Origin of the sequence: Phyllobacterium myrsinacearum (assembly GCF_014138285.1) — a bacterium.
Taxonomy (GTDB): Bacteria; Pseudomonadota; Alphaproteobacteria; order Rhizobiales; family Rhizobiaceae; genus Phyllobacterium; species Phyllobacterium myrsinacearum_A.
On the sequence record NZ_JACGXN010000004.1, the window covers coordinates 177,790 to 191,893 of the forward strand.

The 14,104-nt window shown below is 56.0% G+C and carries 15 protein-coding genes and 1 pseudogene; 8 read left to right on the forward strand and 8 right to left on the reverse strand.

Going from position 1 to position 14,104, the window contains the following annotated elements; all coding sequences use genetic code 11:
- Positions 1-20: 20 nt before the first annotated feature.
- Positions 21-251: a hypothetical protein gene (locus tag FHW16_RS15520; protein WP_182550122.1), complete on the reverse strand. Its 231-nt coding sequence runs from the start codon at positions 249-251 to the stop codon at positions 21-23.
- Between the two features lie 236 nt (positions 252-487).
- Between FHW16_RS15520 and FHW16_RS15525 the strand changes: the two genes are divergently transcribed.
- The 5 genes from FHW16_RS15525 (at position 488) to groL (ending at position 5,709) form a co-directional block, all read left to right on the forward strand.
- Positions 488-1,462, forward strand: coding sequence for a GAF domain-containing protein (locus FHW16_RS15525; RefSeq protein WP_182550123.1), 975 nt, complete (start codon positions 488-490; stop codon positions 1,460-1,462).
- 198 nt (positions 1,463-1,660) lie between these two features.
- Positions 1,661-3,178 carry an aldehyde dehydrogenase gene (adh, locus tag FHW16_RS15530; protein WP_182550124.1) on the forward strand — a complete coding sequence of 506 codons (1,518 nt, stop codon included), beginning with the start codon at positions 1,661-1,663 and terminating at the stop codon, positions 3,176-3,178.
- Between the two features lie 68 nt (positions 3,179-3,246).
- A complete protein-coding gene (locus tag FHW16_RS15535; protein WP_182550125.1) occupies positions 3,247-3,612 on the forward strand; it encodes a DUF779 domain-containing protein in 366 nt (121 codons plus the stop codon).
- A 118-nt stretch (positions 3,613-3,730) separates the two neighbouring features.
- Positions 3,731-4,024: a co-chaperone GroES gene (locus FHW16_RS15540; protein ID WP_182550126.1), complete on the forward strand. Its 294-nt coding sequence runs from the start codon at positions 3,731-3,733 to the stop codon at positions 4,022-4,024.
- A gap of 59 nt (positions 4,025-4,083) precedes the next feature.
- Positions 4,084-5,709, forward strand: coding sequence for a chaperonin GroEL (gene groL, locus FHW16_RS15545; RefSeq protein ID WP_182550127.1), 1,626 nt, complete (start codon positions 4,084-4,086; stop codon positions 5,707-5,709).
- A gap of 54 nt (positions 5,710-5,763) precedes the next feature.
- On the opposite strand, the pseudogene FHW16_RS15550 reads toward groL, so the two are convergent.
- Positions 5,764-6,100 (reverse strand): annotated as a pseudogene (locus tag FHW16_RS15550) (YnfA family protein).
- Between the two features lie 80 nt (positions 6,101-6,180).
- Entirely contained in the window at positions 6,181-6,465 is a 285-nt protein-coding gene (locus FHW16_RS15555) for a hypothetical protein (protein WP_182550128.1), read from the reverse strand.
- A gap of 546 nt (positions 6,466-7,011) precedes the next feature.
- On the opposite strand from FHW16_RS15555, the gene FHW16_RS15560 reads away from it, so the two are divergent.
- Together FHW16_RS15560 and FHW16_RS15570 are read left to right on the forward strand one after the other, a co-directional pair.
- Positions 7,012-7,281 carry a DUF1488 domain-containing protein gene (locus FHW16_RS15560; RefSeq protein ID WP_182550129.1) on the forward strand — a complete coding sequence of 90 codons (270 nt, stop codon included), beginning with the start codon at positions 7,012-7,014 and terminating at the stop codon, positions 7,279-7,281.
- A 288-nt stretch (positions 7,282-7,569) separates the two neighbouring features.
- Positions 7,570-8,055 carry a DUF2961 domain-containing protein gene (locus FHW16_RS15570; RefSeq protein ID WP_246711796.1) on the forward strand — a complete coding sequence of 162 codons (486 nt, stop codon included), beginning with the start codon at positions 7,570-7,572 and terminating at the stop codon, positions 8,053-8,055.
- Between the two features lie 39 nt (positions 8,056-8,094).
- Here the strand turns inward: FHW16_RS15570 and FHW16_RS15575 are convergent, their stop codons facing one another.
- Positions 8,095-9,027 carry a DMT family transporter gene (locus FHW16_RS15575; protein WP_182550130.1) on the reverse strand — a complete coding sequence of 311 codons (933 nt, stop codon included), beginning with the start codon at positions 9,025-9,027 and terminating at the stop codon, positions 8,095-8,097.
- A gap of 64 nt (positions 9,028-9,091) precedes the next feature.
- On the opposite strand from FHW16_RS15575, the gene FHW16_RS15580 reads away from it, so the two are divergent.
- Positions 9,092-10,000 carry a LysR substrate-binding domain-containing protein gene (locus tag FHW16_RS15580; RefSeq protein ID WP_182550131.1) on the forward strand — a complete coding sequence of 303 codons (909 nt, stop codon included), beginning with the start codon at positions 9,092-9,094 and terminating at the stop codon, positions 9,998-10,000.
- Here the strand turns inward: FHW16_RS15580 and FHW16_RS15585 are convergent.
- From FHW16_RS15585 to FHW16_RS15600, 4 genes are read right to left on the reverse strand one after another with little or no spacing between them, the layout of a single operon-like run.
- Positions 9,984-11,279: an MGH1-like glycoside hydrolase domain-containing protein gene (locus FHW16_RS15585; protein ID WP_182550132.1), complete on the reverse strand. Its 1,296-nt coding sequence runs from the start codon at positions 11,277-11,279 to the stop codon at positions 9,984-9,986. The genes FHW16_RS15580 and FHW16_RS15585 overlap by 17 nt on opposite strands.
- A gap of 22 nt (positions 11,280-11,301) precedes the next feature.
- Entirely contained in the window at positions 11,302-12,360 is a 1,059-nt protein-coding gene (locus FHW16_RS15590; protein WP_182550133.1) for an ABC transporter ATP-binding protein, read from the reverse strand.
- An 11-nt stretch (positions 12,361-12,371) separates the two neighbouring features.
- Entirely contained in the window at positions 12,372-13,205 is an 834-nt protein-coding gene (locus tag FHW16_RS15595) for a carbohydrate ABC transporter permease (RefSeq protein WP_182550134.1), read from the reverse strand.
- Positions 13,202-14,053: a carbohydrate ABC transporter permease gene (locus FHW16_RS15600; RefSeq protein WP_182550135.1), complete on the reverse strand. Its 852-nt coding sequence runs from the start codon at positions 14,051-14,053 to the stop codon at positions 13,202-13,204. The genes FHW16_RS15595 and FHW16_RS15600 overlap by 4 nt, the downstream gene beginning before the upstream one ends.
- Between the last annotated feature and the right edge of the window lie 51 nt (positions 14,054-14,104).

The window sequence follows — 14,104 nt, forward strand, 5'->3', positions numbered from 1 at the left end:
ACGCGGACAGACGCGACAATCTATTTGATATCAGGATGCCCTGTTGGATTGTCGTTGGCTATTCCTCGGCGATCCGGTTCTTTCAGACGCGCCATCGAGAACTTCAACACGTTCTGTATGACATCCAGCTCGTGGCACCCGGCAGGCGTGGCGCCGCGCACGTTTTCTGTGAGCTTCAGCATTTTCCTGAAAAGCTCACGCATTTCGAAGTCAGACAATGTCGCCATCGTTTGAATGTCTTTTATCTGCATCTTCCTGCCGTAACAGTCGCCAAACACCTCGATCCCATTGAATTACTTTTAAACGTGCCTGTCTGGACATGAGATTCTCCTCGTTGCTTCAGAACGGGAAATTTTTATCATTCAACGACCGCATCTTCATTGATGGCTGGCCGGTGGAGGCCGGAGATCCTGCACGCTTGACCAGATCGTCAAGTAGCTTAACCTAGGAAGAACTTGACGGGCGCCTGGACTTTGGGAGGAGACCAATGGCTACGCGACATGACGGACAGCACGCTGAACAAATTCAGTCTGCACTCACCGGAAGCGCTGCTGCACAATCAGCGCTCGTGGCATCGTGGGGGCGTTCGATGCGCCTTTACGGTCTCAATCCGGAGGAGGGGGCACCACCTGAATTTCTCAGCGAACGCGAGCTGGTCGATGCACGTGAGCGATTGGGTTCATTGATTGCAACGGCGGAAGCAACGCTGGACCGGCTTTATTCAGCCGTTGGTGGTGCTGGATGTTGTGTGCTCCTTGCGGACAGGGATGGTGTGCCGGTTGACCGCCGCGGCAGCGTCTCGGACGACGAGACGTTCTGTAAGATCGGCCTTTGGACCGGGGCCGTCTGGAGCGAAGAGCGGGAAGGCACGAACGGTATCGGCACCGCCCTTGCGGAGCAGCGCGCATTGACGATCCACCGCGATCAGCATTTTCGCAGCCGCAATACGGCCTTGTCCTGTACCGTTGCACCCATCTTCGATCACCGCGGGCGTTTGATGGCCGCCATCGACGTGTCGTCGGCACGCTCTGATCTTACGGAGGACTTTGTCAAGCTGATCGCAGTTGCTGTGGTCGATGCGGCGCGCCGTGTGGAGGCAGAGAATTTTCGTCTGGCCTTCCCCAAGGCGCGGATCATGCTGGCAAAACTAGGGCCTGATGTGAGTTACGAACGAAGCGCCAGTGCGCTTATTGCGGTGGACGAGGATGACCTTGTTGTCGGAGCATCCCGCACGGTACGGCATTTTCTTGGCCTCACGGACGAAACCCTGAGCAAGCCGCTGCCTGCTGCCAACCTTCTCGGGCAAAATCTGGATATAGAACAGAATTTTGCGGCGGCCGAACGCAGTGTCATCCAGCGCGTTCTTGCCAAGGCCGGCGGTAATATCTCGGCAGCTGCGGTCATGATGGGGATGGGGCGTGCCACTCTGCATCGCAAGCTGAAAAAGCTCGGGATACACTGAGGTTTCCAACTGTTTGCCAAGTCCAGCCTGCCCATTGTCTCAAAAGTGAGACAATGGGCAGGCTGCGATCTGCTACGTGGGGTGACACGGGTGTGTCCCCGCGCAATCCTTGCTCAGCCGCAGGAGGCGGCTTCAATCAGCGCGCAGGCGGGCATGCGGGGCTTTGGCTTCGCGGGTCGCTACGCAGGGAGGAACACAATGAACAAGGTAGAATTCAATCGTACAATTCGGCCCAACTTCAAGAAGCGCTACGGCAATTTCATTGGTGGCAAGTTTGTCGAGCCGAAGTCTGGCCGCTATTTCGATAACACCTCGCCGGTCAACGGCCAGGTCCTTTGCGAAATCGCCCGATCCGATGCGAGTGATGTCGAGGCCGCACTTGATGCTGCCCATGCCGCCAAGGAAGCCTGGGGGCGCACGAGCGTCGCGGAGCGGAGTGTGATCCTCAATAAGATCGCACAGGTCATGGAGGACAATCTGACATTGCTGGCGCAGGCCGAGACATGGGACAATGGCAAGCCAATCCGCGAGACAACGGCCGCCGATCTGCCATTGGCCATTGATCACTTCCGTTATTTCGCGGGTGTCATCAGGGCGCAGGAAGGCGGAATTTCCGAAGTCGATCACGACACGGTAGCCTATCATTTCCATGAACCTCTGGGCGTCGTCGGGCAGATCATCCCATGGAATTTCCCGCTGCTGATGGCCGTGTGGAAGCTTGCTCCAGCGTTGGCAGCCGGAAACTGTGTCGTGCTGAAACCCGCCGAACAGACACCGGCCTCGATCCTGGTGCTGGCCGAACTCATCGGCGATCTTCTGCCGCCGGGTGTTCTCAATATCGTCAACGGCTTTGGCCTCGAGGCAGGCAAGCCTCTCGCATCCAGCCCGCGTATCGCCAAGATTGCCTTTACCGGCGAGACGACAACTGGCCGCCTCATTATGCAGTATGCGAGCCAGAATCTCATTCCAGTCACGCTGGAGCTGGGCGGCAAGTCGCCGAACATCTTCTTCAAGGATGTAACATCCGAGGACGATGATTTCTTCGACAAGGCAATCGAAGGCTTTGTCATGTTCGCACTCAACCAGGGCGAGGTTTGCACGTGCCCCAGCCGTGCCTTGATTCATGAATCCATCTATGACGAATTCATGGAACGGGCTCTCAAACGTGTTGAGGCAATTGTTCAGGGCGATCCGCTCGATCCTGCCACGATGGTTGGTGCTCAGGCGTCCAGCGAGCAATTGGAGAAGATTCTTTCCTACATCGATATCGGCAAACAGGAAGGCGCTGAGGTACTGACCGGCGGCGAACGTAATATGCTGGCGGGCGATCTGGCCGGCGGATTCTATGTCAAGCCGACCGTGTTCAAGGGTCACAATCGCATGCGGGTCTTTCAGGAAGAGATTTTCGGCCCGGTCGTTTCAGTCACCACCTTCAAGGACAATGACGAAGCGTTGTCGATTGCCAATGATACGCTCTACGGCCTTGGCGCAGGCATATGGAGCCGGGATGCAAATACCTGCTATCGCTTTGGCCGCGCCATTCAGGCCGGTCGTGTCTGGACGAACTGCTACCACGCCTATCCAGCCCATGCAGCTTTTGGCGGGTACAAGCAATCGGGTATCGGCCGGGAAAACCATCTGAAGATGCTTGATCACTATCAGCAGACGAAAAACATGCTGGTAAGCTACAGCCCGAAGAAGCTCGGTTTCTTCTGAGCGTCCTGCAATCTCAAAACTGGCGGTGCCCGTGCGGCGCCGCCAGTCTCGCCGTCAGGAGGGGCATCATGAAAAATCAGGTCACCGCGACACTGGTTGCTCTCGATCTTATCAGCACGCTGCAAGCGGAGTACGGGCCGATCATGTTTCATCAGTCCGGCGGCTGCTGCGATGGGTCGTCACCCATGTGCTACGCGCAGGGTGATTTCATCGTCGGTGACAATGATGTCTGTCTTGGCGAAATAGGCGGTGCCCCGGTCTATATCAGTGCGTCGCAGTATGATGTCTGGAAACATACCGAACTGATCATCGACGTCGTGCCTGGTCGTGGCGGCATGTTCTCGCTGGACAATGGCCGCGAAGTACGGTTTCTGACTCGATCCAGAGTGTGCGCTATTCCTCCTGTTGAGAACGTAGTGGCACCCTCGAGATAGACCGCGGCCCTTCATTCCCGAAAGAGCAAGAAACAAATTAGCACTCCTATCATTCGAGTGCCAAAAGGCGTATGAAGGGTGGTGGACCACACTGTGCTGGCCACAGAAAGAGTTCCCTATGAAATTTCGGCCACTTCACGACCGTGTCGTCATCAGACGCGCGGAAGGCGATTTAAAATCCAAGGGCGGGATCATCATTCCCGACAATGCCAAGGAAAAGCCGCAAGAGGGCATGGTTGTTGCCGTAGGCCCAGGCTCCCGCGATGAGAGTGGTACTCTAATTACACTCGACGTGAAGGCAGGCGATGCGGTTCTGTTCGGCAAATGGTCGGGTTCCGAAGTCAAGATCGATGGGGAAGATCTCCTGATCATGAAGGAGAGCGACGTCATGGGCATTATCGATACGAAATAGCAGGCTGTGAACATTCCGTCTGGAATGCATTTTCCCTTTTATGAATTGGACCAACAATCATGTCTGCCAAACACATCAAATTTTCCACTGAGGCGCGCGATCGGGTACTTCGCGGTGTCGAGATATTGAATGATGCCGTCAAGGTGACGCTGGGACCAAAGGGCCGCAACGTCATCATCGACCGCTCATTCGGAGCTCCGCGCATTACCAAAGATGGCGTTACGGTTGCCAAGGAAATTGAACTTTCCGACAAGTTCGAGAATATGGGCGCTCAGATGATCCGCGAGGTGGCTTCAAAAACCAATGACCTTGCGGGTGACGGGACCACAACCGCAACGGTGCTGGCTTCTTCCATTCTTCGCGAAGGCGTCAAGCTCGTTGCTGCCGGATTAAACCCGATGGATCTGAAGCGCGGCATCGATCTGGCCGTTACAGCCGTTATCAAGGATATCCAGTCTCGCTCGAAAAAGGTCGAGACCTCGGAAGAGATTGCTCAGGTCGGCACAATCGCTGCAAACGGCGATGCAACGATCGGCAAGATGATTGCCAAGGCCATGAAAAAGGTCGGCAATGAGGGGGTCATCACGGTCGAAGAAGCCAAGAGTGCTGAAACAGAGCTCGAAGTTGTCGAGGGCATGCAGTTTGATCGCGGCTATCTCTCGCCCTATTTCGTCACAAATGCCGACAAGATGCGCGTCGAGCTGGACGATGCCTATATTCTTCTTCACGAGAAGAAGCTGGGCAATCTGCAGGCGCTCTTGCCAATTCTTGAAGCGGTCGTTCAGGGTGGCAAGCCACTGCTGATTATCTCCGAGGACGTGGAAGGCGAAGCGCTTGCAACCCTTGTGGTCAACAAATTGCGTGGCGGCCTCAAGGTTGCGGCCGTCAAGGCTCCCGGTTTCGGAGACCGGCGCAAGGCCATGCTTGAAGATATTGCAATTCTTTCCGGCGGACAGCTGATCTCCGAGGATCTCGGCATCAAGCTGGAGAATGTCACGATAGACATGCTCGGGCGTGCCAAGCGCGTGATTATCGACAAGGAAACGACCACTATCGTCGATGGCGCCGGGGACAAGACGGCAATCGCGGACCGCGTGCAGCAGATCAAGGTGCAGGTCGAGGAAACAACGTCGGATTATGACAAGGAAAAGCTGCAGGAACGCTTGGCGAAACTTTCTGGCGGCGTCGCTGTCATTCGCGTCGGTGGTGTGACCGAGACCGAGGTCAAGGAAAAGAAGGATCGCATTGACGATGCATTGAATGCGACGAGGGCAGCGGTTGAAGAGGGTGTTGTTCCTGGTGGCGGCGTTGCGCTCTTGCGTGCCAAGGCAACCCTGGCAGGCCTAAAAGGACCGAATGCAGACGTCATTGCCGGTATTTCGATTGTCCTGCAGGCGCTTGAAGCGCCTATTCGCCAGATTGCCGAGAATTCCGGTGTCGAGGGCTCCATTGTTGTGGGCAAATTGCTGGAGAGCAAGAAGCCCAACGAGGGTTTCGATGCTCAGACCGAGCGTTATGTGGACATGATCGAAACGGGCATCGTCGATCCCGTCAAGGTTGTTCGCACGGCTCTGCAGGATGCCGGTTCGATAGCCGGTCTGCTTATCACTGCGGAAGTGATGATTGCAGATGTCTCACCGGCAGAACCCCTCAGCATGAACGATGCGAGAAGCACCGGTTACTAGACGGTACAGATTCCGTATCAACGCGCCGTCCATTTTGGCGCGTTGATACGGCTTTCATTTCAAGAACTGGACACCGCGAGGCGCCCAGAGAACGATTGCAGCCCCGATGATGCAAATGAATGCGCCCGTGACATCCCATCTGTCGGGCCGCACGCCCTCAGCACCCCAAAGCCACGCAAGCGATGCCAGGATTAGATGCCACCATAGGCGGCGTAAGTTCGTCCGGCTGCTGTGCTTTCGGCAGGGTAAGCAGATAGGCAAAAAGCACGAGGGATAGAATGCCGGGCAGAATCCAAAGTGGAGACTTTCCCATTCCGAGCCACGCCCAGAACGCGAAACAACCGGCAATCTCGGCAATAGCTGCTCCGATAAAGGGTAATATGGCAGTCATTTCTTCCGCGTCAGCTCGTGGCGGCCGCCTTGGTATCGATTCTGGCGTCGCATCCTCACGGTCTTGATGGGGCGGTTGTCTTATTTGTTCAATGCGGTTGCATGGCGAAAGCTGCTCTGGTCGGCCTTGCTCCAGATTCCGAGGGGCTGAAGATTATCTTCCGTGGTGATGCGTTCGTATTTCTCGTCCACATTGCGAACGCGGTACTGGAAAATGCCGCCTGCTTGCGGAAGGGTTGCGATGACGCGAAACGTGGCCTGGGTATTCGGCATTTCAAAGGCCGCGCGCTTCATCTGCACGTCCTGACCAATAGAGAATCTGTGCTTGGGTGTTTCCCTGACCTTATCAGGTTGATTTGGTTTCATGTGAATGGTTCCTGGCCTCGATAAAGGTGGGTTTGAATGTTGCGGGCATCGCAACGAAGCGCATTTTACGCTCGTCCGTCCCTGCAGGACTGTTGGGCTTGAAACTATCTGCTGGCAAACATTCTGGAGAGTTTGGATCGCGAAACAGAAGAAGCTGTCGACCGTCTTGAAACGACTATATCATGAGTTTGTAGTTATACTGCGATTTAATTCGCTCTCTATCACGATAATGAATAATAAAATATGATAATTGTATTTAAGAAATATCGATGCAACGATCAATTTTTAGGTTTTATTTTGCGAAATAGTATCATAATTGATAATACGTATCAGTTTATAAAGCGCCAAATGGCAGGATTTTTGATCTAATACTATCCAGCTATCCGATTCAATGATAGCATGGCAACACTTGCCAAAAATTGGATTTTTGCCCGTGAATCTGTGGTTCAACGCGGGTCATGTGGTTATGTGTGAACGAAAAAATGATGTCATTGTTCACCACCAGATGTTCAGCTTTGCGCAGTTGTTGAATAGCCGGAGGTACACATGGCACTCAGTTTTCCCAATTCAAGCCGCAGCTACGATCTCGAGGGTGCACGAATACGCTTCCTGGGACATGATGGTTTGTTCCAGATACCATTCTTCGTCGAGACAGACGCCTTGCTGGATAAGGACGGACGGAAGCCAACAGGCGAAGCCGGCTATCTGGCAGCCTTTGATGCTGCGCGCAATTCAATTCACGAGGCGGCGCGACGAGCCTACTCCTATGGCCGGAAAAGTATGTTTACCCTGACGAGTAAAGAGCTCAGAGGGTAGCTTCATGCTTGCAGAACAATACAAGTTTTTGCTCCTGTTTTCACCCTGCAGTCGCAGTTTTCCTACGGTGAAACGTTTCATCAGTCAGTGAGACTACGTTGGTGGAGGAGCACCGGTGTTCAGCCTCACAGAAAAGAGGGAGGACATCATGACCAATGATCCCAAGGGATCACAATCCGATAAAGCGCGGCAGGTTCGCCTTTCGCGCCGGAAAATCTGTCCAATGCCTCGACCTTTGCCGCCGCGGGATTGATAGGCGGCATCACCGGGTTTCCCTTTGTCAACAGGATGGCTGTCCGGGCACAGGATGCGCCGCTCAAGTTCTGGCAGTTCTATGCGCTGGGCGGACAGGTCGCGTCCCAGGTCGCCTGGTTTGAGAAAACTGTTGCGGACTGGAGTGCAAATGATGCTTGGCCACCAACACTGCATGGGACCGGGACGGAGGACTATTTCAATACAGCGTGGTGCCCGACCCAAACCTATAGCGGGCCCTATCATGGCATTATTGCAGCTGGTGGTCCCAACTGGATGGAGCCGGTGACACTCTATCACTGGCATATTGAGGACCCGGTTATCTTTCACAAGAACATCCGTGTCACAATCGAGCATGGTCATGCGAATGGCCGGTCCGACGATATTTCTTCGGTGGCCTTCTGGTATCAGTCGGAACCGCATCAGAGCTTTGATAAACTGCCTGATGTCAGCGAGCGGGTTCCGACCTTTCGGGCACCGTTTCGTAACTGGTCTGCCGTGACCAACAAGACAAGAAGCTGATCCCGTCCTGTTTGCCCGGGAGCAGCGTCCAGCCGGTGATTAACCCTTTGCCGGATCGGTAACCGGTACTTCAGCCATGGTCTGAATCTGGGGCGTTGCCGCCTTGCCGCGGGTATTGACGATGATGACACCCGCCAGGATCAGCATTCCGCCCATAACAGTCGTTGTTTTGGGTGGTTCTCCGGCAATCATCCAAGCGATCAACATGGCAAGCGGTGCAATCAGATATAGAAAGTTTCCGGCACGTGCGACGCCGAACCGGCCTAGTGCATAGGCCCAGCAGACAAGGCCGATGGCTGTCGGAAATACACCGAGGAAGGCAATCCAGATACGAACCGTCGTTGTTGCATTGCCGGTCTGCGTCAAAGCCAGCGGCAGCCATGGCGAGAGGGCAAGCGCGGCGGCGATGAACATGATGGCGGCAACATGCAGGGCACCATAGCGTGCGACGAGATGGCGCTGAACCGTGAAACCCGATGCAGAGCACAAGGCTGCTGCCAGGACGAATGCAGCGCCTGAATTCAAGGTCAGGCCTCCGGCTTGAGCACTTGCAATCAGGCCGATGCCGACGATGCACAACAAAGTGCCGCCCCATGCAATGGGCGAAAACCGTTCCTTGAGCAGAAGAACGGCTAACGTTGCCATCCAGAGGGATTCGGTCTTGATGAGAAAGCTTGCTGCTCCTGCGGCAACGGTCTGCTGTCCGATGTTCAGGAGAACGCTGTAACCGGCACCGCCGACAATTCCGCAAGCCGCACACAACAGGAGATGACGAAATGGCATGCGCACAGGGCGTGTCCAGATCAACCAGAATACCGCCAGCAATGCGGCTATGGCGTACCGGATCGACGCGAGCGGCAGAGGCTGCAACTCGGTTAGGGCAAGCTTGATTGCGGGGAAAGCCGTCGCCCAGACAAGAATTGTCGTGGCAATGGCGAGGGCGGGTAAAAGGGTGGGGCGCGATTGGGTCATAACTGCCAATGTAAGGCAAGTTTTTGGCTTGACATAGAATGTCAATATAGCATGAGCTGTGAGAATGAAACACAGCCCAGATATGCCAACCTTCGACGCACTTCAGGCCGTTCTTTCCGCCAATCGGACCGGTTCATTCTCAAGTGCGGCAGATGAGCTCGATATAACCCATGGAGCAATCAGCCGCCGGGTTGCGGCCGTCGAGGCTTGGGCAGGGACAGCATTGTTCGAGCGCCACGGACGCGGCGTCCGGCTGACCATTGAAGGCCAGCGGCTGGTACGTTTGTTTGAAGAGGCGCTTGAACTGATCGACAGCGGTGCGGCCGAATGGCGGGAGAACCGTCAACCCGAGACTGTGAGGATCAGTGTTCTGCCATCGTTTGCGCGGTTTTGGATTTTGCCCAATCTCGCCATTCTGGAGGGTTCACCGCCTGACCTGCGTATCGAACTGGAGCTTGATCGCAGATACGCACAACTCAACGAAGTGGATGTTGCAATCCGCTATGGTCGTGGTGACTGGAGTGATGGGGTCGCAATGCCCCTCTTCGATGAGGTTCTTACCCCCGCTGCTTCGCCTGACCTCGCCCGGCGTCTGGGAGAGAAACCGTCAGTATCTGATATTATCAAACATCCACTGATCCACGATGCCTATCCCGACGCATGGCGTATCTGGCTGGGGGAGCAGGGACACCGGTATAAGCCACGACCGCAGGATCGCCGCTATCCAGACTACGATCTGGGTCTGCATGCGGCAGCAGCAGGTTGTGGTGTGGTATTGCTGCGGATGCCCTATGGGCAAGTGTTTGTTCGCAATGGCAGCCTGATCCCGGTAGGCACTGATCCGGTTGCCAGCCAATTGAAGTTCTACGCGATTACGGAGCGGGGGCCGAAAAGACGGGCAATACGCACGCTTCTGGAGCGCATTGCTTTGCTATCCAGCAACGAAGTTCACATCCTCAAGCAGGATCCGTGATATCCGTTTTGACCGTTTCGAGAAACCACAGATAGGCAGCCGCCGTCCAGGAAAACCCCAACCCGCCACAGCCTTCCCCGGTCAGCGGATCGAAGTATTCGGCAAACCCCTTTGTTTCGATGGCCAAAACCGTGGAACGGCGCAGTTTTTCGGCCATTGCATCTTTGCCATTACGCTGGAGACCGTCCATCAGCAGCCAGTTGATAACAGCCCAGACCGGGCCACGCCAATAGCGCCTTGCCTCGAAACCGGAATAGGTTGGTTGTGTCGATGGGAACAGGACGCTCAGTCCGTCAGACCAATCGTTCATCTCAGCGGTTGCGGCCTCCAGCATGGTTTGTTCCAGATCGAGTGCGAGCAGCGGGCAGAAGCAAGCTTGTGTCGGTGCGTTTATATCATCGCCCGAAATCAGGTCGCGGGATACGAAGCGGCGCAGCTGCGGCCGCCACTGCGCGAGTAGCGCGCTGCGGGATCGGGCATTGAATGTCTCGAGCTGTTGGGCGTCGGAATCCAGACCGAATTCGCGCGCGAATTCGAGCAATGCTTCACCGGATCTCAGCAGAATAGCCGTCGTCTGGATTTCGGCGACTTTAAAGGGAGCGGCTGCCCATTGCCTCTCGGGGTGCCATTCGCAGGCGGCGTAGGTGTCAACCAGATGGATGAAGCGGCGATAATCCTCGTCGTGCGGACGCATGGCGGCATCGACATGGCCGGTGTCCTTACGCGCAACGGTTGTTTCCGTCGTCGTGGAAACACGCGCGAGCGCAATATCCCATGCGGGGGAATTATCGCTGCCGCTCTCCCACGGGTGTAGCAGCGCAACCAGTCCTGTATTCTCCGGATCGCGGGCCGCATACCACCAGCGGTGCCACCGCAACGCAGCGTTATAGAGAATCCGGCTGCGTCGCCGGGTATCCGTCAGCCCCTGTGATATTGCAGTGTCGTGCACCCGTTTGAGTGCCAACCCGAAGACGGGGGGCTGGGTAATGCCCGATGTCGGAATGCTGTGGTGCGTGCGCCAGACACTGGAACCCGGAAAATAGGTGTCGCTTGGCGTATGGAAAACAATGTGCGGGATCATGCCATCCGCCCATTGGCCCTCGATCAGGCGTTCGAGCTCGCGATAGGCACGGGGAACGTCGTAAGTGGCAAACCCCATCGCTACAAATGCGGAATCCCAGTTCCATTGGAAGGGATATAGCCGGTCAGTCGGGACGGTGTAGCCGCCACGGTCGTTGGTGGCCAGAATCTGGCGCGCGGTGTCGGTATAATCAGTCATGGCATCCTGTCGGGAAAGGGCGTTATGTCTTGGGATGATTGAGGGAGAGACCGGTTTCCGGTGAAAGCCATATTAATCGGTCCGCATCGGGCTTGAGGCCGATCGCGTCACCGGCCCTCACTGTTTCACCAGGCGGCAGGATCACGCGAACAGGTTGTTCGGCGATAATGCCGGTCAGGAGCAGGTGCGAGCCCATTGGCTCGGCCACACGAACGTCCAGGCGCAGACCTTCGGCAAGCGGCGTGCGCGCAACATTCTCACCGCGAAGACCGAGCACAATGTCGCTGCCCGTGTGAACCGGTACAGAATGATGGGTATTGCCGAGTTTTACGGTGCCATTTGTGACGGGCAGGCGGATAAAGTTCATGGGCGGGCTGCCCATGAACCCACCGACGAAACGGCTGGCCGGATGGCTGTAAATATCCACGGGCGCGCCGACCTGCTCGATCCGGCCATTATACATGACGGCAATGCGATCGGAGAGACCCATGGCCTCGGTCTGGTCGTGGGTCACGTAGATTGTTGTCGTTCCGGACGCCTGTAAAACAGCTTTCAGTTCCGTGCGCATTTCGAGGCGAAGCAAGGCATCGAGGTTCGAAAGCGGTTCGTCCATCAGAAGTACTTTGGGTTCGACCGCCAGGGCACGGGCAACCGCCACACGCTGACGCTGGCCCCCGGAAAGCTTGTTCGGATAGCGATCGAGATATGGTTCGATGTGGAGAAGGGCCGCCGCCTTGTCGACTTGGCTTTTCACCCGCTTCTGATCGGCTTTCTGCATGCGCAGCCCGAATGCGACATTCTCGAACACGGTCATGTGCGGGAAGACCGCATAATTCTGGAATACCATGGCGAGGCCCCGATCCTTGGGGGCCAGCCCATTGATGGGCGTGCCGCCGATCAGAAGCTTACCCGATGTCTCCGTTTCCAGCCCTGCGATGATCCGCAGCAATGTCGTCTTGCCACAACCGGAAGGTCCGAGCAGCGAAACAAACTCACCATCATGTATCTCAAGCGATATTTCTTTCAGTGCTTCAAATGTGCCGAAGGTTTTCTTGATGCGATCGATGACGATGTTGGCCATGATGGTCGCCCTTACTTGCTGGAAATACCCCATATCGCGAACAGGTAGCGCCGTACCGCGAATATGAAGATGACGGAGGGAAGAATAAGCAGCAGTCCACCGGCAAAGCGGTAGTGCAGCGGGCTTTCAGCGAGAACGGTCAGAAGATAGGCTGTCAGTGTGCGGTGCCGGACCGTCAACACGGATGCGGCGAAGACCTCGTTCCAGGAAATGACAAACGCAAAGACCGCGGTCGCAGCCAGTCCCGGCAATGCCAGCGGCGCAACGATGCGAAAGAATGCCTGCGGCCGGGAACAGCCAAACACCCATGCGGCTTCTTCCAGTTCCCGCGGCACGCCCAAGAAAATGCCTTGTGTCACGAGGGCAGCAAAGGGCAGTGCCAAAACCGTGTGAACGAGCCCGACGCCGATAACCGTATCGTAGAGGCCGATGCGGATGAACGAGACTGTAAGGGGTAGTGCCAGAATGGCGAGCGGGAATGCCCGGGTCAGAAGGACAAGCAGGCGGTAGCCGTCCTTGCCTCTGAAATTATAGCGGGCAAGAGCGTAGCCGGCAGGCGCTCCAATCAGGACAGACAGGATAACGGTGACAGCAGCGGCGCCAAGCGAATTCATGAACGCGCCTGCCACACCCTCGGTTTTCAGAAAGAGCAGGAAGGGTTCGAATGAGATCCCGGCCGGGAAGATGGTTTTCGGCCATTGATAGACACCGGTGCGTCCACCGAATGCGCCGAGTGCCACCAGATATATCGGGACGAGCACCCAGGCACACAGCACCGCAATGCCGCTCCAAAGAAGGACAGCACGTGCCGAACCAAAGCTGGATGGTCGAGCGGCGGTACTCATGGCAGGCGCTCCGGATCGACCTTGACTGCCTTGAGATATACCAGGGTTGCTGCCAATGAAATTACCATGATCAGCACTGCGTAGGCGGCCGCCACGCCATAATTCTGGTTCTGGTTTTGCCAGGTATAGGCTTCACCGACGAGCACGGGCATATTACTTCCACCAAGGGCGTAAACCACCGCGAAAACCTCGAAGGCAAGAACTGTCCGCAGGATCAGTGCTGACTGCAGGGCCGGCTTGATCAAGGGCAACGTAATGCGGAAAAACCGCGTCCAGCGCCCGGCGCCGAAAACTTCGGCGGCTTCACGGTATTCCTTTGGCACCTGATTGAGGCCGGCAACAATGATAACCATGACAATGGCCGTGCCGCGCCAGATCTCGGCAATCGCAATGGCAAAAAACAGCGCGACCGGTGTCTGGTAGGACAGCCAGTTGGCCTGCCGTTCAATGAGACCAGCGCTGAACAGGAGGCTGTTCAGATAACCGCTGTTCTGCAGGATGGACAGCCAGACAAGACCCGCAGCAAGATCAGAAATGCCAAGCGGGATTGTCCATATCCAGAGAATGGTTTCGCGTCCGGCTCCGACCTTGGCGACCATGGATCCCATCGCGAGTGCAATCATGATCTGGATGGGAACAACGGCGAGTGTGAGCAAAAACGTATTGCGAATGGCAAGGCGAAAATTGAGGTCGCCGGCCATGGTTTGCAGATTGGCCAGTGACGGCACGCCACCTTCGGAGATTGCGAGCCAGATTGTCTGGACCAGCGGCAAAAGGAAGAGCAACGCAAGAAAGATCACCGAGGGTGCGATGAGCAGGTAAGGGATCCACGACTTGTCGTTCTGCATGGCTCGTTTCCCGGCAGTTGCGCATGTCCCGGCATTGTGCCCGGACATGCA

Excerpts from the sequence above, each read along its gene's own strand:
- FHW16_RS15595 (WP_182550134.1), bottom strand. The coding sequence starts at position 13,205 with ATGAGTACCGCCGCTCGACCATCCAGCTTTGGTTCGGCACGTGCTGTC.
- groL (WP_182550127.1), top strand. The coding sequence starts at position 4,084 with ATGTCTGCCAAACACATCAAATTTTCCACTGAGGCGCGCGATCGGGTA.
- FHW16_RS15540 (WP_182550126.1), top strand. The coding sequence starts at position 3,731 with ATGAAATTTCGGCCACTTCACGACCGTGTCGTCATCAGACGCGCGGAA.
- FHW16_RS15555 (WP_182550128.1), bottom strand. The coding sequence starts at position 6,465 with ATGAAACCAAATCAACCTGATAAGGTCAGGGAAACACCCAAGCACAGA.
- FHW16_RS15585 (WP_182550132.1), bottom strand. The coding sequence starts at position 11,279 with ATGACTGATTATACCGACACCGCGCGCCAGATTCTGGCCACCAACGAC.
- FHW16_RS15560 (WP_182550129.1), top strand. The coding sequence starts at position 7,012 with ATGGCACTCAGTTTTCCCAATTCAAGCCGCAGCTACGATCTCGAGGGT.
- FHW16_RS15535 (WP_182550125.1), top strand. The coding sequence starts at position 3,247 with ATGAAAAATCAGGTCACCGCGACACTGGTTGCTCTCGATCTTATCAGC.
- adh (WP_182550124.1), top strand. The coding sequence starts at position 1,661 with ATGAACAAGGTAGAATTCAATCGTACAATTCGGCCCAACTTCAAGAAG.
- FHW16_RS15580 (WP_182550131.1), top strand. The coding sequence starts at position 9,092 with ATGAAACACAGCCCAGATATGCCAACCTTCGACGCACTTCAGGCCGTT.
- FHW16_RS15525 (WP_182550123.1), top strand. The coding sequence starts at position 488 with ATGGCTACGCGACATGACGGACAGCACGCTGAACAAATTCAGTCTGCA.
- FHW16_RS15575 (WP_182550130.1), bottom strand. The coding sequence starts at position 9,027 with ATGACCCAATCGCGCCCCACCCTTTTACCCGCCCTCGCCATTGCCACG.
- FHW16_RS15570 (WP_246711796.1), top strand. The coding sequence starts at position 7,570 with ATGGCTGTCCGGGCACAGGATGCGCCGCTCAAGTTCTGGCAGTTCTAT.
- FHW16_RS15600 (WP_182550135.1), bottom strand. The coding sequence starts at position 14,053 with ATGCAGAACGACAAGTCGTGGATCCCTTACCTGCTCATCGCACCCTCG.
- FHW16_RS15520 (WP_182550122.1), bottom strand. The coding sequence starts at position 251 with ATGCAGATAAAAGACATTCAAACGATGGCGACATTGTCTGACTTCGAA.
- FHW16_RS15590 (WP_182550133.1), bottom strand. The coding sequence starts at position 12,360 with ATGGCCAACATCGTCATCGATCGCATCAAGAAAACCTTCGGCACATTT.